A 25,343-nucleotide genomic window follows, 5' to 3' on the forward strand; every position below is an offset into this window, starting at 1 on the left:
TTAGAAATCTACTTCAATTAGATCAGCCAGCGTATCCCCATCTAATAATTCTTCAACCAATTGAATCTTGTTGATTTCAATATGAGGGTCGTTGGCAATGGTTGTTAATATGACCAACAGATTTTGTGACATCGCTTCAATCGTTGTTTTCTCAAATAAAATCGTACTGTATTCAAAGGCCACTTCTAACTTGTGTTGCAATTCGGTAACATACAGCGTTAAATCGAATTTGGATACTCTCGTATTTGGAGCATAAGGCTTACAGGTTACTCCATCCATCTGAATCTCTGAAGCATCTGTATTCTGCAATACAAACATGGTGTCAAACAACGGATTCCTCCGAGCATCTTTGGTTACATTTACTTTCTCAATCAATTCTTCAAACGGATAATCCTGATTCTCATATGCGTTCAACATATTTTCTTTGACTTCCAGCAGATACTCCGTAAAAGTTTTATCCCCTGCAGGATAATTTCGAATAGCCAGTGTGTTCACGAACATCCCCATGACCGGCTCCAGCTCAGCATGTGTCCTGCCTGCAATCGGCGTGCCCACGATGATATCTTCTTGTCCGCTGTATTTAGACAACAGAATGGTATAGGCGGCTAATAGAATCATGTATAGCGTTGTTCCTGTCAAAGCTTCCATTTTTCTCAAGCCTGGAAGGAGGTCTTCCTGCACAACAATGTCCAATACATCTCCCGCATAGCTTAGCGTTTCAGGTCTTTCGTAGTCTGTTGGCAGATCCAATAGCGGGATACTCTCACCAAACACAGTAAGCCAATACTTCTCCTGCTTTTTCATCCGCTCACTATGAAGCTGTATTTGCTGCCATTCAGCATAGTCCTTATATTGAATTCGAAGAGGAGATAACTCCTCTCCCTTATAGAACTGGCTAAGTTCAGTCATCAGAAGATGCACGGATAGTCCGTCTGCAATGATATGGTGGAGATCTACCAGCAAAACATGACGCTCCTGCTGAAGTTCAATCAGCCTCACTCTCATAAGAGGTGCTTGCCCGAGATCAAATGATCGAACAAATTGTTCAATCTGGTCTTCGATCTCTTCTTCCGTTGACTTGATCGATTCAATCCCAAAATTCACTTCAGAATATACGATCTGTTTCGGTTCTCCGTGTATGACTTTGAATGCGGTCCGAAGCGATTCATGACGATGAATCAATTGTTGGAATGCTTCTTCCAATCTGATCCGATCAAGCGATCCTTCCAACATAAACATACCTGACATGTTGTACATGAGTTCCTTGCCGGCTTTGATGCTCATAATGTACATTCTCATTTGCGCCGAAGAAATAGGATAATATTCTTTTTCCTCTACCTGAGGAATGGACACTAATACATCCTGTTCCATTTGTTCAATAGATTGAGCCATCTGTTCGATGGTCTGCCATTCAAAGACGTTTCTTACCGATATGCGGATATTCAGCTTTTGATTGATTTTGGCGGCCAGCTTGGTCGCACGTAAAGAGTTGCCTCCTACATCAAAAAAAAGATCTTTTACACTGATTTTTTTCACCGCAAGCACATCCTGCCAAATAGGCAGCAACTGTTTTTCCACCCCCGTTTGGGGTTCTATATATTCACTTCCCGTTTGTATGTTTTCTTCTGGACTCGGAAGCGATTTGCGATCGATTTTCCCGTTCGATGTCAGAGGCATGTGATCCAATTGTATAAAGTAGGCTGGAACCATGTAATTCGGCAACACCTTAGAGAGGCTTTGTTTTAACTCTCCCACCGTCAGCGTGGAATCCGCTGTAAAGTATGCACATAACGATTTGTCCCCGTGATCATCCTCATGTGACATAACGATAACTTCTTTCACACACTCTATATTTAACAGTGCTGCTTCGACTTCCCCTACTTCGATCCGGTATCCGCGAATTTTAATCTGGTGATCCATCCTTCCCAAATACTCGATATGGCCATCGGGAAGCCATTTCACCAAATCTCCCGTTTTGTACATTGTCGCTCCCTGGACATACGGATCACGTACAAATTTTTCTGCTGTCAGCTCAGGTAAATTCAAGTATCCTCTACCAACCCCATCGCCAGAGATACATAATTCCCCTACGACGCCTACAGGCTGAACTTTGCCATGTTTGTTCAATACATACAGACGATTATTTCCTAATGTTCGACCAATCGGTAGGTGAGCTCGTTGATTCGCTGTATCCAGGTGTTCTGGAAGTACACGGTATGTCGCAACATCCACACAACATTCTGTTGGACCGTACACATTAATTATGGTTGGAGGCGTTATATGATTGAGAGCAAATAATGATGTGATATCATTTACACTTTGCTGAGAAAGAGCTTCACCGCCAATGAGCATATATTTTAGCGATATGCCTTGAACGTTTTTTGCCTTCGAAAGCAATTTCAGGTGTGCAGGTGTTCCGTCCGTCAAATCAATTTGGTGGTGCTGATAATAATTCATCAAATCTTGTCCATCCAGTACCGTGTCCTTGTCTACAATGTACAAGGCATGTCCTGACAGCAGTGCACCAAAAATCTGCTTCACAGATGCATCGAAATAGTAAGGCGCAAGTAAAGCGACATGCAAACCGCTATGCTGATCATCTATAACTTGACTGTACAACGCTTTAACCAAATGATGAACCTGACGATGTTCGATCATCACACCTTTTGGCATGCCTGTTGTGCCTGAAGTATAGATCACATAAGCCAACTGCTCTGAATTCCCTGCCGGTTCCAGATTCGACAGATTAGCTGCATAGGTTTCTTCATCGTCCAAATCAATCATTTTTCCATTAAACGATACCAACTGCTTCAAATGTTTTTGCGTGACTAACAACGTTGCCCCCGAATCATGCAGGATATAGCGGATACGCTCTTCAGGAGAATCCGGATCAATCGGTACATACGCCCCGCCTGCTTTTAGAATGCCAAAGATGCCAACGATCATATCAATCGAACGATCTGTCAGAATACCTACAAATTGATCCTGCTGCACTCCCTCAGCTCTAAGCGTATATGCCAACTGATTCGCCCGTTCATTCAATTGATGATACGTCCATTGCTCATCTCCAAAAGCGACGGCTAATTGATCGGGTGTCCGTTCCACCTGTGCTTCGAATAATTCCTGGATGGCCTGATCCCGGGAATATTCTATGTTGGCATCATTAAAGTCATATAAAAGAACGTTCTGCTCATGTTCAGACAGCATTTGAATATCGGACAAGGCAATATCAGGTTCGATCACAATGTCTCTGAGGATGTTAAACAGATGTGTTTTCATTCTGTCGATGGTATCCCTTTCAAACAGCTCCGTCTTGTAATTAAAGTGCATTTCCAGACACTCGTTATCATCCTCAACGATGAACATCAGATCATACAACGATACACCGACATTTAATTCTCTAACTTTAAAGCTGCAATCCTGTTCTTGCCGTTGATTCAACGCGGTATTTAAGAAGATATACATCGTATTAAAAAGTGCTGTCCCAGTGTTATCACGATGTGTGTTTAATTTCTCTACAAGATTGTCAAAAAGATAGTCCTGGTTATCCAATGCATCCAGGGATTGTTTTTTTATTTCCTCGAGATAGGATCGAAATGACTTATTCCCCACCGGCTGTGATCGAATCGCTACCGTCTGGATAAAGACACCTATCATATTCTCGACATCCGGATGGTTTCTTCCTGATGTTGGTGTACCTACAATCAAATCTTCTTGATCCGTATATTGATGAAGCAGCACATTATACGCTGCCAATAACACCATAAACATCGTAGTTCCCGTTTGTTTCGCAAGCTTCTCCAGCGACTGCTTCAAGTGTGCGTCCAACACAAATGACAATCTTGAACCTGCCGAAGTCAAATGAGGTGTCCGAACAAAATCAGTAGGCAGATTAAGGTTCGGGAGTTCTCCTTTGAATTGATCCAGCCAATATTTTTCTTGCTGCTTATAAGACTCCCCCGCCAGAAATTCTTTCTGCCAAGCTGCAAAGTCTTTGTATTCAATCTCAATTTCCGGCATGTTTCTTCCGTCATACACATCGATCAGTTCATTCGCAAGAATGCCAACGGAATATCCGTCCGATATAATATGATGCATCTCGATGAGAATCTCTGCATGATCATCGTTTATACGAATAAATTCGGCACGTATTAATGGCGCTTTGGAGCAATCAAATGGTTTTGCAAACGCCTTAACATGTTGTTCGAATGAAGCAGAGCTTTCCTGAGATTGTTTTACTTCAAAATCAATCGTTGGAGCAATACGCTGGTAAAGCTCTCCATCCATCAGATGGAAACTGGTGCGAAAAGCTTCGTGACGGTGCACGATTTGTTCCAATGACGAAATTAGTTTAGCTTCATCGATATTTCCTGTGACCGTGATATGGCCGCACATGTTCTGAAACACACTATTAGGCTCAAATTGATCCAGAAAGTAGATTCGCTGTTGTGCAGCTGACGTCTCATAGAACTCCTTCACGTCCAATGCCTTGATTGGAATGAATGTTTCCTCGCTCTCGCCTGTAATCAGACTGGCAAGCTCTTTCAGACGTTGGTTTTGGAAGAATTGAACGATTGAAATTTTATGTTGAAACTGCTCATGTACCTTGGATAGCATTACAGTCGCCTTGAGCGAGTTTCCTCCGAGATCAAAAAAGTGATCATGTCTCCCCACTTGATCGAGGGATAATACGTCTACCCAGATCAAAGCCAGCTTTTTCTCCACTACATTGACTGGAGGCTCGAATATGGCTGCATGATTAACGTGAGGAAGACGCTCCGTAACAAATCGATTGTACATCTCTTGTAATTGATCCTGTTGCTCGGATGAGAACAACGTCAAAGACGAAATTTCAGCCTCTGGATGACTCACCATATTTTGCAGTAAACCCTTAAATCCTTCGGACCACAATTTCATCATCTCAGGTCCAATGAGATCGGTATTGTAATCAAAATCCAGATACAATTCATGGCTAACATCCGTAATATTAAGAAATAAATCGTAAGAAATATGTTTGATCGGATACGACATGAATTCAGTCTTGATATTTTCAAATTGAAGATGATGAATCGTTCTGTCCATATTGAATAAAATCCGGGTATCCGGTGCAGTCATATGAGCAAGCTGTTCGGATACGAGAGTCAGTGGGACATGCTGATGCTTCATGACAAGAGCCAGCGTTTCCTTGAGTTGAAGAACATGCTCTACGACGGACTGCTTCGTTAACAAGGCATGATGAACAGGTACAATGTTGACACAGTTGCCAATCAGCGCATTTTTTCCCATATGAGACTGACCCGCTGTAGGCACGCCGATGACAAGGTGAGACTGCCCTGTTAGTTGATGCAAATATAAATGAAACGCTGCAAACATCGTTACAAACAAACTGCTCTTATTATTTATACTTAACGTTCGCAAAGACTCTGTTAATTGATGATCCAACTTGATGGAATACCTTTCACCAGAATATCCCCTGGGCACATCATCGGACTGTACCGTTGGAAGTGAAATGTTGGGATAGGATAAGGAAAATTGTTCTTTCCAGAACTGGACTCCTTCGGTAAATGAGCCTTTTTCATGTTCAAGGCGTTGCCATCTTAAATACTCACGGAATGGAGTGGCTTCAGGTAATTGAATCGGAACTCCTCGGACCAGAGCAGAATAGGTATGTTCCAACTCTTGAATGAATACAGCAATCGACCAGCCATCTACAATAATATGATGAAATGTCAGCACCATAAGGTGTTGATCGGCTGCCTTTTTAAGCAAGGTGATTCTAAATAGAGGTTCCCCAGACTGTAAATCGAAGGCTTCATTTGCATCGGCAGATAACCAATTGGAAATTTCCCGTTCTTGATCCTCACCTGCATATGCCGAGAAATCCAACCATGTACATTGAAATTCCATTACGGATCTGATTTGTTGTGTTTCACGATCGGCATGAATGACTGTTCTCAGGGCTTCATGACGCTGTGCGATCTGATTCACGGCCTGATCCAGTGTGGAAGGCTTTATTCCACCTGTCATTTTTAAAATAACACTCTGATTTAATGCAGCATTCGCATCTTCCCCATGTAATGAAGTTAACAATAATTGTTTTTGCTCTAAAGAGAGCGGATATTCCGAAACAGGCGATTCACCAGGGATAAACCCCCACTCGCGTAGTTCATGGATCGTCTCTTTCACGATTCTGATTATCGTATCCATGTCACCCATGGAATGAACAGTCGATATAAAACAGTTACGGCCTTCCCAAATATATAAACCTTTATAAATTAAATGGTAGAAGAATAATTCCATATCTCCAAATGATATAAATCGAAATAAAGATCCATAGTTCACCATTTGCATCGGTACATTCGCTGTTTTGAAAATCGCATTTAATTCTTTAACAAGATAATCTGTTTTTTCATTTAATTCCTTATATAAAGTTCCTGCTTCGGATTGAAGATACTGCAGTACCGTTAACGTCACTCTCATCGTAAGAGGGTGTGTACAGAAGGTTCCACCGACAAACGTTTTCTTATCTGCATCGGAAGGGTAAGAATCATCACCAAAGTTCCAGGTTCCACCATCTACCGGATTCATAAATTCAGCTTTACCCGCGACTATGCCAATAGGCAGCCCGCCACCGACCACTTTCCCATACGTAACCAAATCGGCTTGAACCCCAAACCAATCCTGTGCTCCACCCAGACCGATTCTGAATCCAGTGATGACCTCATCGAAAATAAGTGCAATCCCAAATTGATTTGTTATTTCTCTAAGTTCCCGTAAGAATTGTGTTGGCTGCATATCAGGTCTTCGACTTTGCACCGGCTCTACAAGCACAGCAGCCAATTCATCACCCAGGTTCTGAATCATATCCAGGGATTGTGGATGGTTATAATTAAGAATAATCAAATCTTCCATAGCGCTATTTACAATACCAGGAGCCATAGGCAGCGCAGACGATAAAGCATCCCCAGGATTCGCTATACCCAACACGCCGTCATGTGTACCGTGATAAGATCCTGAAAATAATACAACTTTGGAACGCCCCGTTGCTGCCCTCGCTAAACGAAGTGCAACCATGACAGCTTCTGTTCCTGAATTATAAAATGCGACACGCTCTACACCCGTTAGCTCGGAAATTTTAGCTGCGACATCTCCTGCCAAGTCTGACATAGGGCCCAATGGAGGCAACTGTTCCTGGAGGCTGTCTGCTATTACATTTTGAATAAATGCTGGATTATGGCCAAATAGATTCACACCAAATCCCATCGTCAGATCCAAATACTCGTTCCCGTCCATATCCCATATCTTAGATCCCTCTGCACGAGTTGAAATGATAGGATACACCATTTCCTTCCAATACGAACGGAATCCGGACACATTGCGATTATTCGCATGGGCATAACGAGTTTGGCTCGTTTTATATTTGGAGCTTTTTGTCTTTGTGGTATACTTGGCTATAAATTGTTCAACATACTGGTTCTGAAGCGCTGAGAATCCACTCTCTTCATGAATTTTCAACGATTGATACGGTATAAAAGGTTTGGCTTCCTTCGATTCCGAATTGGGTTGGATCTCTTTGGTTGGTTTGGTTTCATGCTGTTTCATCTCCAAAAGAGGCGATTGAACAGCAGTCATTTGCTCGCCTAACAGCACATTCAAACTTTTTAATTGGGATTCCATGAGCTGAATGGCAGACATCACAATTTGTTCCGACACATTCCCTGATGATTTTGCCGTGTTTATATTGTTTACAGATGCCAGATTTTGTTGTTCAGTATGCTCCTGAACTGTTTGATTGTTTATATTTTCAGATACATCATTATGCATTATATTCTCTGACACATATTTAACTAAGGAATTAATATTTGTAAGGGTTTCAAAAAACATTTCCATCGGGATATTCAAACGGAACAGCTCTGAGATCTCCTTCTGAATTTGCACAAGAATGATGGAATCCAATCCCATTTGGAGAAAATGAGCTTGATGATCCAGCTCTTCCAACTTCAAACCAGATGCACGACTGATGCTTGTTTTAATCTTTAATTCAATATCGTTTGTATTCATCTCCATTTGAACCTCATTCCTCTCTGACCTATGTCCCGCTGGTATCGTATGTTTGACTTCAATCCAACACCGCTTCTGCTCAAATGGATATAGAGGCAATGGAATTTTCCGAATGACTTCATGATTATAAAACCTTTCCCAATCAATCACTGCCCCCAGTGTAAATAACTGACCGAGTTCATTTAAAGATTCTGCCTTTCCCCCAGCATAGAGATGATCGCTAACAAGCGTTTTGTCTTTTTTGGCATAACCAAAATAAACATTTGGCATTTTACCCTCTCCGCTTGCAATTCGTTTCAATTTTTCATGTAATTCTTGTGTACTCGTGACTACGATGGCAAGCCGATAATCCAGATTAGCCCTTCCCATACTGGCTGTATAACAGATTTGTTGTATGGAAACATCCGTGTGATCAGTTAGATATTCATGATACGTTCCGACCAATTCATCCAGCGCCCGTTCCGTGGCAGCAGACAGAACAAATAAATTAGGCTCTTGGGACATTCTTTTATCTACGGTTGGGGAAGGAACATATTCTTCGAGAACCACATGCGCATTGGTACCACTGAAACCAAAAGAACTAACCCCGCTTCTTAATGGACCCTCTACTTCACCAAAAGCCATTAATTCCTGATTCACATAAAAAGGTGAAGCTTCAAACTTAAGCAGAGGATTAGGCTTGTCAAAGTGAACCAATGGTGGAATCTTTCTATGTTGAAACATAAGAATAGATTTAATTAATCCAGCGATCCCCGCCGCTTCAAAGCCATGTCCAATGTTAGCTTTGGCAGATCCGATTGCACAAAATTGTTTCCGATCCGTATATTTCTCAAAAGCTTTACGCAAAGCATTGAACTCAACCGGATCACCTAATTTTGTCCCTGTTCCATGTGCTTCAATAAAGTTAAGCGTATCAGGAGAAATACCGGCTTCCTTCCAAGCCTGTTCGATCACATTGGTTTGTGACTCCGGGTTAGGTGCTGTGATTCCTACCGTCTTGCCATCCTGATTAATCGCACTTCCCTTAATCACACCATAGATATGATCCCCGTCCTTAATCGCTTGCTGCATTGGCTTCAACATGACCGACCCAACACCTTCGCCAAATCCCGTGCCGTTGGCATCTTCGCTAAACGTTCTCGTCAATGCATCTGGAGATTCCATATCCAGTCCGATACTTATCGGTAATAATGCCGTTCGAATGCCTCCTGCGATTGCCATTTCACAGTCTCCAGCGAGCAATCCTTTACATGCCATGTGAACAGCAACAAGTGAGGAGGAACAAGCGGTATCAATCGTTAAGGCCGGGCCTTTTAAATTCAAGAAATATGCAATTCTGCTCGCCAGTACAGATGGTAAATTTCCAATGATATAATTTTTGAGTTCTGTAGGGTAACTCGCCGTCACGAGCCGTTCGTAATCATACCCAACTTTGGAATATCCCACGTATACGCCCACATTTCTTCCATTTATTCCTTCCCCTGCATACCCGGCATCTTCAATCGTATGCCATGCCGTTTGCAAGAACATCCTTTGATTCGGGTCCATAAATTGTGCAGTTTTTGGGGTTATGCCAAAGAAAGAATAGTCGAATTGATCAATTTGATCCAAGTAACCACCCTTGATCCATTGAACTTCGCTCATTTCGGTTCGCATGGATTGTATATAATCCGCTGCGTCTTTTATCCGACTTTCCGGGTAGTCCCGAATGTTATGCGTTCCATTTTCCAAAACACGCCAAAAATCGCTTGCATTTGATGCACCAGGGAGATTCAAAGACATACCGATAATAGCAATATCTTTGGATGGCGTATGATCCTCTTGAGTTTTGTTGACTTGCATGGTCTCACTGTATCCTCTAGCCAGATATGCTGCCAATTCAGTTATCGAGGGATAGGTAAAGAGGTCCGTAACAGCAAGCTCTTCTCCGTATTTTTGTTCTATACGTTCAGCGATTTGGGCCAGCTGTAATGAAGTTGCACCCATATCAAAATAGCTATCCTCAAGTTCTACCTTCTTCCCAACCAGCACTTCAGAAAATAGTGAAGTTAATTCACGTTCTATGACTCGAACCGAAACAGCAGCCTTTTCTTTTGCCTTGTCATTGTCATTCTTGATCCAGTCATGGATGAATGCAGATTCTGTTGAGAATTTGCCTGCTTCATACTGCTTGGCTAACTGATACCGCTGGATTTTCCCACTTGTTGTTTTGGGTAATTTTTTGATGGGCAGTACCTCTTTGACACTCCATCCCCCATGTTTGTATAGATGTCTTTTGATTTCTTTAACATGCGGCAAGAAGTGTTCAATCTTTTTTTTGTACACGACAAACACAATAATTTCTTCACTTTGACTATTCGTATCATACACACCACAAGCAGCAACTCTTCCGAGTTCAATATCATCTAATTGTATGGCGACACGTTCAATGTCATGGGGATATACATTTTTACCATTGATAAAGATAATGTCTTTTTCCCGCCCTGTTACAACCAGTTTTCCGTTCATGATAAAACCCAGATCTCCTGTATTCACCCACCCGTCGTGCGTTAATAACTTCTCCGTTGCAAGTGAATTATTATAATAACCTTGGGTGACGTTATCCCCCTTGATTTGAATTTTTCCAATAACCAAATCGGGAACACTGTTCATTTCCTCATCGCAAATTCTAACATGGCAATAATCAATTGCTTCGCCAACGGCAACAAATGATGCTACATGTTCAGCATGTTTCTCGACTTCAATGACACGCTCCCCCAAGTTCAGATGATCCCGGTGAACGTACACCGCAGTAAATTCTTCATCTACCTTGGGAAAGGAGACAGCAACAGAGGCCTCTGCTAATCCATATACGGTAAACATGGCTGTTTTCTTTAAGTGATATGCTGACAATACATTTAGGAATTCATCACACACTTCGGGTAATATAGGTTCCGCCCCATTATAAATGACTCTGACAGATGACAGATCCCATCCCTCCGCTTTGTCTTCGCGAAAGAAATTCAGGAAGTATTTATAACCAAAGTTAGGAGAAGACAGTATGGTTGCTTTGTGTTCATTTACTTTTTTCATCCATAGAATCGGTTTGCGAATAAATAATTCCGTTGGGAGCAAGTACTGATGAATTCCTGCCACGAGGGGTACGAGATGAAATCCAATCAAACCCATATCATGGGTAAGGGGCATCCAGGAGAGAAAACTATCGTTTGAGCTAATTTGTGTGCCATTAATAGCAGCACAAGTATTATAAATCAGGTTTCGATGGGTGAGCATTACGCCTTTGGGATCACCGGTTGATCCAGAAGAGAATTGAATAAATGCCAAGTCATCAGACTGAGGTTCAACTAAATTATTAATAGATTCATAATGATATATGGTGTCTTGGATCATATCCGTTCTGACTTCTAATTGATGATGGAAATCAAGCATGTCATGTTCCAAAACAAATCTCTTCATTTTATCCAGCACATTCTCAGATACAATCATGAAAGGGTTATTTAGCAAATTCCAAATACGGCATACTTTCAAGTTTTGTTCTTCATCTTCACCAATACTTACAGGGATAGGGATCATTCCACCGAGTATACAAGCCCAGAATGCGACTAAAAACCGTTTGTTTTCTTGAATCTGAAAAATAATCTCTTGTTTAGGTTTAATTCCGATGGCTTGTAGATAACCTAAATACCCTTGTGCCTCAGTAAATAATTGATGATAAGATATAAAAGTTTCACGTTTGTCCGCATCGATAAAACGAATACCGCGGTCCGTTATTTTACCTCTGTCGCGGATAACATCCACTAGTGTTTGAAACTGATTAGTATACATATCTCTCCTCCAAATGAATCATCTCTAACATGCTTATCTAATTATTTACACATATTTTCAAGCAAATTTTACCATAGAAATATATGTAAAATCAATCAATTTATTGTTACTATATGGTAAAAAATAGAGATTGATTCGTGAGTTATTGACATATTTATTACAAAACATCTGAAGCTTCAACAAGTTCAGATGCATTAAAGGACAAAAAGACTACCTTATAAAAAGGTAGCCTTTCGCTGTAAAATAGATCTTGCAAAAGAACAGATCGGGTACTAGATTGCATCAATCAACGCGGCTCCATCCAATGGAATTTTTTTTGCTATAATAATGGAATGACATACCTGTAGAGCATCATTTATCTCTTCTTCGCTGAGTTCGTATCCATTCTTGTGCATTTGTTCCTGTACCCGTTGTAAATGATGAAATAAGGGGGCAACCGTTTGGGTATATGATATCGAATCTGGGTTATAATTCCGTGAAATGAGTGCGGTTACTATTAGTTCTGATAACAACTTTTTACGAATCGTTAACCGTTTATTTTTCCTTTCTTGTGTATTTGTAAGTATTATTAAATCGGAAGTCTGACTTAGCGAGTAAGGTAGAATACGCTTCGTTATTTTACTCATAAGACTAACTAACACATGTTTAGAACCCAACTCTATAACTTCAGTAACCCCATTTGCAACCAGATAGAGCATAGACTCTGACCATCTTACAGGCATCGTCATCTGCATGTTTAAATATTCAACGACAGATCGATCAGACTCATAGGGTGCTGCTGTAACATTGGAAATAATCGGGGTTATTGCATGGGCATATTGATATTGATCCAATTCAACTTTGAATTGTTCTGCTGCGGTTTGCATCATGGGAGAATGATAGGGACCACTTACATTGATATAAGAATGTTTCGTTCCTAGGGTTTCTGTCCTTTTAATAATTTCTTGTATAGAGTGCCGATGTCCCGAAATGACAAACTGCTGGTCAGCGTTCATACAAGCCACACAAGCAGGACGCTCGATCGTGGAAACTTGTTCGCATATGTTTTGAAGTGTATCTAAATGAATACCTGAAATGGCGGCCATGGTACCTTTCTGATCCGGGTCTGCATTGTGCATAATGATACCTCGTTGTCTTACCAGTTTAATGGCGTCATGAAATGAGAGCACACCTGCGCATACCAGAGCCGAATATTCTCCCAAACTATGCCCAGCCAAATAAGCAGGTTCCATCCCTATTTCTTGCATATACACCTGATATGCTATGATACTAACAGTCAAAAGTGCAGGCTGAGCGTTCATTGTCATTGTCAAATCAGCCATGCTACCTTCAAAACATAACTTTCTCAAATCGAAAGAAATGGCATCACTGGCTTCTTCAAATAACTTCTTAGCCACATCAAAGTTATTCCAAAAGTCTCTACCCATCCCAACCATCTGAGAACCTTGTCCAGGAAACAACAGAGCTACATTACTCATCCAGCATCCTCCATGTATCAACTTTATATTTCATGCACTTCGACAACTGAAAACCAATAAATTCCTTGTTTGCAAAATTTATAATAAACTTTCATTAGGAGTTATGCAATAATAAAGTCAAAAGGAGGGTCATCTATTTCTATGAACGGAAAAAAATTCGTCATTCTATTTGGGCTCCTTGTTGTCCTCTGTGTTGGAACATTTAGTGTTGTTCTTTACTGGATCTTGTCTGTAGTCTGAGTACTATGCAAATAGACACCTCCATTGAAGAGATGCCTGTTCCTTTCTGATCTGATTTTTTCGCTCACTTCGTTCTCTGTATCACTCAACATTTGATCTGAAAATGGTACAGTTGAATAATCGCCCTGTAATACAATTGCATATATTCCCTTACCTGGAATCCTAACTTGGCATACAGAATTTTCTTTGTTCATGGTGATCAGCTGCTCCATTAAGTCTGATGCCATTATAACTTCTTTCATACGAATCCCCTCACCTTTCTACGGATTTACACCTACTGCGAACGGACGTGCCCCCACCGGAATGGTAGCAATCACCGTATTGGTTTCGCCATCGATCACAGAAATGGTATTGTCATCTTGATTGCTTATATAAACTCGATTGGTTAACGGATTGGCGCCCGCTCCGTTTGGATTAATTCCGACAGGAACAGTAGCAATCACCGTATTGGTTAATCCACTAATTACTGAAACATTATCCGTATCTCGATTTGGTACGTAAATGGCGTTTGTGGAGGTATTAACCGCTACTTCAGCTGGCGTAACGCCGACCGGAATGGTATCAATTACGGTATTCGTCACACCATCAATAACGGAAACTGTATTACTGGTAAAATTCGATACATAAATACGGTTGGTGGCTGGATTGACCCCTACGCGGAATGGATTAACCTGAACGGGTATCGTAGCAATCACTGTATTGGTTATTCCATCGATCACAGACACAGCATCAGAATTAAAATTTACTGCATAGATCCGATTGGTTAAGGAATTGACGCCTATACCCGTTAAAAAAATGAGTCCCGGAATAGTAATAGTATCAATCACCGTGTTGGTCAATCCATCAATAACGGTTACATCTTCAGTTGTATCCAATGAATTAAAATTTGCCGTATAAATAGCATTGGTCGCTATATCGACCCCTACGTCACCTGCCTCACTCCCAACCGGAACAGAAGCAATCACTGCGTTGGTTAAACTATTAATGACGGAAATGGTATTGCTGCCTCTGTTTGCGACATAAACACGACTCGTTAGTGGATTGACATCAATCCCTGCAGGATTCGTCCCCACAGGAACGGTAGCAATCACCGTATTCGTTTCGCCATTAATGACGGAAACATCGTTACTATTAAAATTGGCTACATATATGCGGTTGACTGACGTATTATCCCCCTCTATTTCAAGTTCGGAAGAAACTAATCGATGTGCAGCAACAAGCTGGCCGATTTCATTTTTGCCCCACACGGAAATCTCCGTCTGCTCTACGGCTACACCTTCAACTGTAAAGACAAATTCAAATGCATCAAGATTGGCAAAATAAGATCTTGTCACTACCTGATCCGGGGCAAGTGAAATCTGCTCGCTGACATATAAAGTCCTCGTAGCGGTCAAATTATACCCTTGTATCAAAACAACGGATTCATCCAGAGAATTCCTGTTATCAATTTTAACGGTAACTTGTTGTGTTGGCCTTACATCACTGACGGCATTATTCTCAATGGGTCCGGTTGATAGAATGGCCATTTCGATTCTCTCCTTCACTTAGATGTTATGGTTTGATTAGAACCCTTTTGTAAAAATATAAATTGATCTGTTTAAACCAAAATAAAGACCCTGCAATAATATATGCAGGGTCTAAAATAAGGTTTGGGACAAAGGGTGTACGTATTAACCGTTTTTATCTCTCACCTTGTTTTCTTTATCAAGTGATCAATCCATACTTCACAAAACTATGATACAATCCATCTTCCTCAACGGTTCCAGTAATATCGTCTGCAATGGCTTTCAGACCTGGCTTTGCATTACCCATCGCAATGCCGACGTGACAAAACTCCAGCATCTCGGCATCATTCATGCCATCACCGATGGCAAATGTATCTTCTTGGGACATGCCCAGATGCTTCAGCAGATCGGCGATTGCAATGGCTTTGTGAATGCCTGGGATCATCAGCTCGCCACTTCCTTCACCAAAAATCGGCACCGTGCACTGAATGACTTCAAATTTGCCTTCGAACTCCTGCTTGATTCGCTCAAACGGGATGACCGAGCTCTCCAAGAAACATACTTTGTTCACGTCATCCTTGTACAGGTCGGCCTCTCCATAAGTCAATCCAGCAATAAAAGGGTGTGGCTTCAGTTCCTTCTTCTCTCTGGCTACAGGATCATTCTCCACATCACCATAGATACGGCGTTCCAAATGAGGTTGCAGATTACTACTCGCATACAGAGCCGAATTGGATTCAAGGTAGAAGTCAATGCCGTTTTCGTTGAAGAAATCAACCATATGACGTACGTCTTCCGCTGTTACCCTTTTGTGATACAACACGTCCTTGCCAAACTCCACATAACCTCCACCTGCACCAATCAGGCCATCGAACCCTACATCCCAGATGGAATCATAGATTTCCGCCTTGGACCGGCCTGTACATAAATAGAGCAAATGTCCATTTTCTCTGGCCTGTTTGCAAGCCTTCTGTGCTGACAACGGAATGTTTCCGTCATCATCTACCAATGTGCCATCAATATCAATAAATACAATTTTCCGCTTCATTTCTTGCATCTGCTTATGCCCCTGTCATGTAATGTTGTCTATGTCTAACTTAGCGAGTGCCGACAGGCATTTTCCTGATATAAAATTACCTATTTCGTGGTGTTCGCTGATCGATCAACTTCTCCAAAAATCCGTCAAAAGAATCCGCGTATACCTCAGGTTCCCCATTAAAGTAATCCAAACGCATCACTTTATACTCCCCAAGGTGATCAGCCGTCTGCGTATCAAAGTAGTAATGTTCATCCTCGTCCGGTACAAACAGCTCCAGCTTCCCTTCCTTCTTTGCGTCTTCATCGGCAAGTCGGTATCTATACAAAATGTCAGCATCGGTATACTCTCGGTGTTCCGAAGACGTAATCGTCAGAATTTCTGTCCCGCTTAACAGCGCTTGACCATAATTCAGAAGCCACCAGCGATAGGATGGGGGTAACGAAAAGCCCAACTCTTGTTCAACTTCAACAATCCAGCTCTCTTGAACTTGATGGTTCGGGAACCAGCGTATAGCCTCGGTATGTTCCAGTTTCTCAATCAGACTTGAATACATGGATAGATCTCCTCCAATACCATTGTAATGTCATTGAGTTATGATTACCTTCATGCCAACTTGTCCATATGTACAGTTTGCCAGTCATCATTTTCCTCAGCAATAACCGTAAACCCTTGACGTTTCCAGAAATCTACGGCTCCTGGCAAGAAGCGATGTGTATGCAAGTAGAGTGTAGTATAGTGCATATCCTTCACCACATTCTCCAGTTCTTTTACCAGCATGGAACCAATGCCATATCTGCGATACGCAGGATCTACATAACATTTCACAATTTCGGCTGCGGATTGGGCTGCATATCGACCGTCTACGGCCTGAATACGTCCATCATATGGTAATATTCCAATCGTTCCGACGATGCCCGCATCCCCCATCATTGCTACAAGAAAGACCGAACCATCGGAATCCAGATAATGTTCTCTGAACTGCTCGAAGTCCACAGGTAATCTCGTATGATCCAGCATCGGAAACACTTCTCTGCGTACACGCATGGCAAAATCAATGGCATCATGAATCTGGTGTGCCTGAACTGGTGTGACTGTTGGTATACTCTGAAGTTGTGTCAATAAATCCACATTCCTTATCCTCTGTATTAGGAGCTACTTCTTGGTCTCCTTGAATCTTGTTCATGCCAAGATCGGCTCTCTTCATCTCATCTTACCGAATTTATCCCGTCCTATCAATCTATCTGCACTACTAACCAAATTGCAAGAGTGCCCGCGCAGTCTGATAGAGTTCGCATACGATAAGGCGTGTCACAATCCATATTGGAGGGAGAAACGCTCATGTGGTTATGGTTAGGTGTTTTTGGTTTCATTTTGCTAGCAATAATCGTGTTCGTGTATCGTTATCTGGACCGACGTGCCGAGAGCAAGTTTCACCCTCATGCTCCCAAGCAGCTCTTAGTCAAATTCAAGGAAGGTACAACGGAGGATGAGATGCACACCCTTCACAAAAAAGGGAGATGTAAGGTCGCTGAGACCTATGAAGATTTAGGATGGTACCGTGTGGAATCCCGCAAAAAAATGCACCGGATGCTTAAACATTACAAAGATCATGAGCTGATTGAACATGCTGAGCCGAATTACCTCGTTGAGGCATCCTTCACCCCTAATGATCCGTTCTTTCCTTACCAGTATAACCTGTCCAAAATTAATGCACCCACCGCATGGGACATTACTCAAAGTAACAGCTCTGTCAAAATCGCCATTATCGATACCGGTGTACAGTTGAACCACCCAGAATTGGCCTCCAAGCTTCTCCCCGGTTATGATTATGTTGATTATGATAACATCCCTGAGGACGGGAACGGTCACGGCACCCATGTAGCCGGGATCGCTGCCTCCGTTACCAACAATGGTGTGGGTATCGCAGGTGTTGCACCACTCGCATCCATCGTTCCGCTCCGGGTACTGGATAACAACGGGCAAGGAACGGTAGGTAATGTCGGTAACGGGCTTGTCTATGCGGCCAATAACGGTGTACAGGTTGTTAACCTGAGCCTCGGTGGTCCGATGGGAGATGCTTTCCTTCAAGCTGCGGTACAGTATGCTTGGGATCGGGGAGCTGTGATTATTGCTGCAGCCGGTAACGACAACACTTCATTCCCTATTGTACCTGCATCGTATCCCAACGTGATTGCTGTCGCTTCAACCAACACCTCCGATCTCAAATCCAATTTCTCCAACTATGGTTCCTGGGTTGATATGGCTGCCCCGGGTGATACCATTCTATCCACATACCTGGGTGGTTCCTATGCCTACCTTAGCGGGACTTCGATGGCTGCTCCTCATGTGGCTGGAGTGGCTGCCCTTCTTGCTGCACGTGGGAAAACAAATGCCCAGATCCGTGATGCGCTGTGTTTCGCTTCTGATCCGGTATCAGGCTCCGGGATCTATTGGACGTATGGTCGACTGAATGCCTATCAGAGCTTGCAGGTGCCATAATACACTTACTATCGCTCATGATTGCTCAAAGGCATATCCTTTCCATTTTTCACGAATAAAAAAAAGAAGGGGCATCTGTAAGTGAGATGCTCCTTCTTTTGGTTAAAAAGTATTCGATGTTACACCTTTGCTGCCCAAAGCTCTATTTCAATTTTAATCTCTGGTAGACCTAACGCCGTAATATATCCAATCGTCATTGCAGGATAATCCGTACTAAATAATTGTCCCCACTCGGCATATAAGAAATCCCAATCGATTTTCTCGGTTGCCCATACGTTCACTTTGATAATATGTTCAGCATCTAAATGCTCCGATTCGAGCACCGTTTTAATATTATTAAATGTATTAGTGACTTGCTCATTCAGACTCTCTGGAAAGAGTCCACTACGATCTGCTCCAATTTGACCCGAAGTCACAAATAACTCTGCATTCCTCGGGATTCTGGTAATATGCGTGTACTGACCTACAGGAGCTGGCATATTTTCTGGATTTTTTCTAGTAATTTTGTCAATATTCATCTGGATTACCTCATCATTCTTAAGATTTTTCTGCGTTATTTCCTAGTTTTCTTCCGATTTTGGGCAGACTTCACCCTTGGAATAGATTCTAGAAAAAGACAGCAGTGGAGTATCCATATCCCGAAGATATAAATGCAAGTGATTTTTTCTTCATGAGTGAATGCTCCCCTTTCTTAAGTGACAAGATTCTCTTGATTTTTTTATTATATCTAAAAGCTACATCATGGGTCAAATTCATCCCCTCATAAACAAAGAGCAATCCCGTAATAACGAGACTGCTCTTTGTCTATTCTATAGCGTCGGACATCTTGTATCAGAAATATTGTGCGCCGTTACTCGCAATGACATCTTTGTACCAGTGAAAACTCTTCTTTTTCACTCTGCGAAGTGTGCCCGTGCCATCATTATTTCTGTCTACATAGATATAGCCATAACGTTTCTTCATCTCTCCGGTACCCGCACTGACCAGGTCAATCGGTCCCCAGCTTGTATAACCTATGAGCTCTACACCGTCTTGAATCGCTTCAGCCATCTCGGCAAAATGACTATTCAAATATTCGATGCGATAGTCATCTTCAACGGAGTCATTGTCTAACAACACATCGGTTGCCCCAAGTCCATTTTCTACGATAAACAACGGTTTGCCATAGCGGTCATGCAGTTGATTAAGCGTAATTCGAAGCCCCTTAGGATCAATGGTCCATCCCCACTCAGATGCTTGAAGATATGGATTCTTCACCGAACCAAATACATTGCCTTCTGTCGAATCTTTCAAAATCTCAGGGTCCGTACTTGTACAGCGGCTTGCATAGTAGCTAAAACCGATATAATCAACCGTATTCTGCATCAAAATCTCCGCATCTTCCGGATGCATTTCAATCCGAATATCATTTTCCCTGAAAAATCTTTTAGTATAACCCGGATATGCTCCCTTCGATTGCACGTCGATGAAGAAGAACGATTCACGGTCTTTCTCCATCGCCTTCCACACGTCATTTGGATTAGAGCTGTATGGATACACCATTCCAGCGGCTAACATACAACCAATCTGTGCACCCGGAATGATCTCATGACAAGCCTTAACAGCAAGTGCACTCGCTACCAATTCATGATGTGCTGCCTGATATAGAACCTGATCTTTGTTTTCACCATCCTGTAGAACAATACCCGCTCCAATGTACGGGAGATGCAGCAACATATTGATTTCATTAAACGTCATCCAGTATTTCACTTTATTCTTGTATCGATTGAACAAAGTCGTTGCATATTTCTCAAAGAAACCAATCATCTTGCGGTTCTTCCAACCGCCGTAAGTCTTGACCAGATGTACAGGTACATCGAAATGGCAGATCGTCACGACAGGTTCAATGTTGTATTTCAATAACTCATCAAAGACATCATCATAAAATTGTAAGCCTGCTTCGTTTGGTTCCGCTTCATCGCCATTAGGGAAAATCCGTGCCCAGGCTACGGAAAGCCTGAGGCACTTAAATCCCATTTCAGCAAATAACGCAATATCTTCCTTATATCGATGATAGAAGTCGATGGCTTCATGTGAAGGATAAAATTCCCCTGCTTTTGGCTCATACGAATCCAGGTTACCCAGAGCAATATTCCATCGATTGGCACCAATCGGAATCAGATCTACCGTTGTTAAACCTTTGCCACCTTCCAGATAAGCACCTTCCAATTGATTCGCTGCAGTTGCTCCTCCCCAGAGAAAATTCTCCGGGAAGGCTGTAATTTTTTCATTCATTGAGGCATTCCTCCTAAACCATCTGTGATTTCAATTAGCTTAATACCGTGATCAATTTATCTTTCTCATGAACGGATGCATCTTTTGTTCCTACAACGTCCAGATAATTTGAAGTATTCGTGACAATGATCGGTGTAACCGTCTCATAACCTGCATCCTTAATCGCTTGCAGATCAAACTCAACAATCAGGTCACCAGCGTTAACGCGGTCTCCGTCCTTCACATGGGTTGTAAAATGTTCACCTTTCAGCTTTACCGTATCCTGTCCAATATGGATCAGCATCTCTACACCATCATCGCTTACAAGACCAATAGCGTGTTTGGTACGATATACGGTTTGAACGACACCTGTGATCGGAGATACCACTCTGCCACTGGTTGGACGAATTGCAATCCCTTTACCCATGTGCTCTCCTGCAAACGTTATGTCATTAATTTCGTTCAATGCAACAACTTCACCAGCCATTGGGCTTACAATTTCGTATCTGCTGTTCGGATTTGGATCAAGTACAGGTGCTGGAGCTGGTGCAGCTTCCACTTTGTCTTTGAATCCAACCACGTACGTCAGAATAAAACCAAGGATAAATGCGATACCACATGCAACCAGAGCCATATAGAAACCAGAATCAACACCTGTTGCTTTATTAATGAAACTTGGGAATCCGAACACGCCCAGTCCACCAAAGATGTATAATTTCGAACCGGCCAGTCCCAAGATACCACCACCGATACCACCAGCAATACAGCTCATGATAAATGGTTTTTTCAGTGGAAGTGTCAGACCGTAGATAGCTGGCTCGGTTACACCGAAGATCCCAGAGATGAAGGCCGGAATACCTAAAGATTTCAATTTCGTATTTTTGGTTTTCAATATAACGGCAAGTACAGCACCGATTTGAGCAAAGGAGGCAGCAAAAGACATTGCAATTACCGGATCAGCCCCAGAAGTACTCAAGTTAAGAAGCATGACTGGCACGAGTCCCCAGTGGAGTCCAAACAGTACAAACACTTGCCACAATCCACCGATAAGCAAACCTGTAACCACTGGACTTAAATCGTAGATGCCTGTTGCTCCTGCACCAATCAACTGGCCTGCCCAAGTGGATACTGGACCAATCAGTATGAACGTTGCCGGAACGATAACGAGCAATGTAAAGAATGGAACCAGGAACGTGCTAACAACTTTAGGAATAATATTTTTAAAGAATCTTTCAATTTTAACAGCGAAGAATGTAGCAATAATGATTGGAATAACCGATGTTGAATAACTCATCAGAATAACTGGAATACCCAGGAACGTAATGTGAATCGGTGATTCAATTAACGTACCTGTAAACAGGGTGTACAATGGATCTCCAGCAGTCAAACCGGACAGCGAAGGATAAACTAACGAAGCACCTATCGCCATTCCCAGGAACGGTGAACCGCCAAATTTCTTGATTGCCGTATAACCAAGGAAGATTGGGAAGAAGTAGAACAGACAGTCACCCGTTGCATTCAACAGTTGGTACGTTCCAGAAGCTTCCGTAATCCATCCAAAGGATAAAAACATGGCTGTAAAACCTTTGATCATACCTGTTGCAGCCAGCAAACCGAGTAACGGTGTGAACACACCGGAGATCATGTCGATAAATCGACTGAACAACCCTACTTTTTTGCCTGAGTTGTCCGTTTCTTCTTCAACTTGTCCTTCACTTGGGAAATTCCCTACTTTAACGACTGCTTTATATACATCCGGCACTTCGTTGCCGATAACAACTTGATATTGTCCACCACTTTGCATGACAGTAATAACACCTGGCAGATTTTTAAGTTCTTCCGTTTTGGCTACGCTTTCATTTTTTAGTTTAAACCGCAGTCTTGTTACGCAATGGAATACACTGTTTACATTCTCGCGACCACCTACACGTGACAGAATGTCTTTAGCCAATTGATCGTAGTTGCTCATTGTAATTCTCCCTCTCTAAGTAGACTCCCCATGACTTTTGAAACAAATAAAACCTGAACCACTGAACATACACAACTTACCGGATCGTCCGGAAATCAGTCGTGTTATTCAGCAATTCAGGTTTTGCCCTTAACGGTTGCAACCCTGTAAGGCTGTACACATTGGTATTTAATTATTTGGATAACGAAAGTAAGTTGCATTCCATATCCTCTAACTGAGGATGGTCGGAATTGCCTGATTGAACAGTTACAACCCGATTGATGTATGCGCTTACTTCTTGAACTCATCATAGTACATCTGAACTACGTTTGCAACACTTATTTTTATTAAATTCACAAATGCATTTAAGTGACCAAAAATGCTATAAAGAGACCCTTCCGAAAGCATCGAAAGGGTCCCTTTATAGCATAATGTCCACATTTATAAATACGCACTGAAGCTGATTTAACCAATAACCGTAACCAATTTATCCTTTTCTTGCACTTCACGATTTGTTGTAGCAACTACGTCCAAATAATCAGCCGTATTGGTCACAATAATCGGTGTTACGGTCTCATAACCCGCCTCAATAATGGCCTGCAGATCGAATTCAACAATCAGATCGCCAACACTCACACGATCTCCATCTTTCACATGGGCAGTGAAATGTTGACCTTTGAGCTGTACCGTATCCTGACCGATATGGATCAGAATCTCTACACCTTGATCATCTACAAGTCCAATCGCATGTTTGGTACGGTAAATCGTCTGTACCACACCATTAATCGGGGATACAACTCTCCCACTGGTTGGACGAATAGCAATTCCTTTACCCATATGTTCACCAGCAAATGTAGCATCGTTAATTTCTTGCAAAGGAACCACCTCACCCGTCATCGGGCTGGCAATTTCGTAACGATTGTTTGGATTAGGCTCAAGTGCAGCCTTCTCTTCTTTTACTGGCTCTGGAGCCTGTTTGGCAGCCTCTGGATTAGCAGGATCTTTGAATCCTACAAAATAAACGAGAACAAAACCTAGTACAAAAGCAATGATAGTGGCAATCATGGCCATCCAGAATTCATAGTTGATCCCCTCTGTGGGACTAATCAGCGCTGGAACACCAAAGATTCCTGAAGCAAATACAAACATTTTGGAACCAGCGAAGCCAATAATACCACCAGCGGTTGCAGAAGCAATACAACTCATAATAAATGGTTTCTTCAATGGCAAAGTAAGACCATAAATAGCAGGCTCAGTTACACCAAAAATCCCGGACACAAAGGCAGGAACACCCAGTGATTTGAGTTTGGTATTTTTTGTTTTAAGCATAACACCAAGAACGGCACCAATCTGAGCAAAAGAAGCAGCAAACATCATCGCCAGAATCGGATCTGCTTTCAGAGTGGACAGATTGAGCAACATGATTGGTACGATACCCCAGTGTAACCCGAAGATAACCAATACTTGCCACAATCCACCAACAACAATACCAGTCACCAACGGACTCAAGTCATAAATACCCGATACCCCGGCACCAATCAGCTGACTTGCCCATGTCGCGATTGGACCAATCAAGAGGAATGTTACAGGTACAACAATCAGAATCGTAAAGAATGGCGTGAGGAACGTTCTCACAACAGATGGAATGATCTTTTTGAAGAACGCTTCTACCTTTGCCCCAAAATAAGCAGCAATAATAATCGGAATAACGGATGAGGAATAACTCATCAAGATAACGGGAATACCCAGGAACGTGATATGAATCGGTGATTCAAACAATGTGCCTGCAAACAGCGTATAGAGCGGTTCCCCACCACTAAGACCGGATAAGGTCGGATATACAAGTGATGCTCCGATGGCCATCCCGAGGAATGGAGATCCACCGAATTTTTTCATAGCTGTGTAACCCAGGAAGATTGGGAAGAAGTAGAACAGACAGTCTCCTGCAGCATTCAACAATTGATATGTTCCTGAAGCCGGGTCCAGCCATTCGAGAGAAGTGAACATGGACAGGAAACCTTTGATCATCCCTGTTGCAGCTAGCAATCCGAGAATTGGTGTAAATACACCTGAGATCAAGTCGATAAACTGACCCAAAAGACTCTCTTTTTTACCGGAAGATTCTGACTCATCACTTGAGACCGGTTCATCCGCATTCATATTACCCACCTGTAACAAGGTTTTATATACATCAGACACTTCGTTACCCACAACTACCTGGTATTGCCCCCCACTTTGCATTACTGTTATGACTCCAGGTAAATTTTTGAGTTCGTCTGTTTTGGCATTATTGTCATTTTTTAATTTGAAACGAAGTCTGGTCGCACAGTGCACCACACTGTTAATGTTCTGTTTACCACCAACGCCAGACAGAATGTCTTTGGCTAATTGCTCGTGTTTCATGAAGTCTTTTCTTCCTTTCTGGCTAGACACGGATTCGAAGCATATTGGAGAGAATAAAAAAACCTGAACATCTGAATGTATGGAACACCCGG

12 protein-coding genes are annotated in these 25,343 nt (G+C 42.2%); 1 reads left to right on the top strand and 11 read right to left on the bottom strand.

Features of this window, described 5'->3' with window-relative positions; all coding sequences use genetic code 11:
• The 7 genes from NZ043_RS28190 to NZ043_RS28220 all read right to left on the bottom strand — a co-directional run bounded on the left by NZ043_RS28190 (window position 1) and on the right by NZ043_RS28220 (window position 17,276).
• On the bottom strand, window positions 1–11,886 hold the full coding sequence (locus tag NZ043_RS28190; protein WP_339309848.1) for an amino acid adenylation domain-containing protein: 11,886 nt from the start codon (window positions 11,884–11,886) through the stop codon (window positions 1–3).
• Window positions 11,887–12,158: 272 nt separating this feature from the next.
• Window positions 12,159–13,364, bottom strand: coding sequence for an ACP S-malonyltransferase (gene fabD, locus NZ043_RS28195; protein ID WP_339309849.1), 1,206 nt, complete (start codon window positions 13,362–13,364; stop codon window positions 12,159–12,161).
• 215 nt (window positions 13,365–13,579) lie between these two features.
• Window positions 13,580–13,846, bottom strand: coding sequence for a hypothetical protein (locus tag NZ043_RS28200; RefSeq protein WP_339309850.1), 267 nt, complete (start codon window positions 13,844–13,846; stop codon window positions 13,580–13,582).
• 18 nt (window positions 13,847–13,864) lie between these two features.
• The gene (locus NZ043_RS28205; protein ID WP_339309851.1) at window positions 13,865–15,130 is read right to left on the bottom strand and encodes a YncE family protein; all 1,266 of its coding nucleotides are present in this window, start codon (window positions 15,128–15,130) and stop codon (window positions 13,865–13,867) included.
• Window positions 15,131–15,308: 178 nt separating this feature from the next.
• Window positions 15,309–16,166 (bottom strand): Cof-type HAD-IIB family hydrolase, encoded by an 858-nt coding sequence (locus NZ043_RS28210; protein WP_206105759.1) that lies wholly within the window; start codon window positions 16,164–16,166, stop codon window positions 15,309–15,311.
• Between the two features lie 76 nt (window positions 16,167–16,242).
• A complete protein-coding gene (locus NZ043_RS28215) occupies window positions 16,243–16,701 on the bottom strand; it encodes an SMI1/KNR4 family protein (protein ID WP_339309852.1) in 459 nt (152 codons plus the stop codon).
• A gap of 50 nt (window positions 16,702–16,751) precedes the next feature.
• On the bottom strand, window positions 16,752–17,276 hold the full coding sequence (locus NZ043_RS28220) for a GNAT family N-acetyltransferase (protein WP_339309853.1): 525 nt from the start codon (window positions 17,274–17,276) through the stop codon (window positions 16,752–16,754).
• Window positions 17,277–17,486: 210 nt separating this feature from the next.
• Here NZ043_RS28220 and NZ043_RS28225 point away from each other — a divergent pair, with 210 nt between their 5' ends.
• Window positions 17,487–18,647, top strand: a complete 1,161-nt coding sequence (locus NZ043_RS28225; protein ID WP_133385235.1) for a S8 family peptidase — start codon at window positions 17,487–17,489, stop codon at window positions 18,645–18,647.
• 119 nt (window positions 18,648–18,766) lie between these two features.
• On the opposite strand, the gene NZ043_RS28230 is transcribed toward NZ043_RS28225, so the two are convergent.
• The 4 genes from NZ043_RS28230 to NZ043_RS28245 form a co-directional block, all read right to left on the bottom strand.
• Entirely contained in the window at window positions 18,767–19,165 is a 399-nt protein-coding gene (locus tag NZ043_RS28230; protein ID WP_133385236.1) for a RidA family protein, read from the bottom strand.
• 313 nt (window positions 19,166–19,478) lie between these two features.
• Entirely contained in the window at window positions 19,479–20,921 is a 1,443-nt protein-coding gene (locus NZ043_RS28235; protein ID WP_339309854.1) for a 6-phospho-beta-glucosidase, read from the bottom strand.
• A 34-nt stretch (window positions 20,922–20,955) separates the two neighbouring features.
• Window positions 20,956–22,869, bottom strand: a complete 1,914-nt coding sequence (locus NZ043_RS28240) for a beta-glucoside-specific PTS transporter subunit IIABC (RefSeq protein WP_249912361.1) — start codon at window positions 22,867–22,869, stop codon at window positions 20,956–20,958.
• Between the two features lie 444 nt (window positions 22,870–23,313).
• Complete coding sequence (locus NZ043_RS28245; RefSeq protein ID WP_339309855.1) at window positions 23,314–25,251, bottom strand: beta-glucoside-specific PTS transporter subunit IIABC; 1,938 nt, start codon at window positions 25,249–25,251, stop codon at window positions 23,314–23,316.
• Between the last annotated feature and the right edge of the window lie 92 nt (window positions 25,252–25,343).

Source organism: Paenibacillus sp. FSL k6-2145 (assembly GCF_037976585.1).
In the GTDB taxonomy this organism is placed as follows: domain Bacteria; phylum Bacillota; class Bacilli; order Paenibacillales; family Paenibacillaceae; genus Paenibacillus.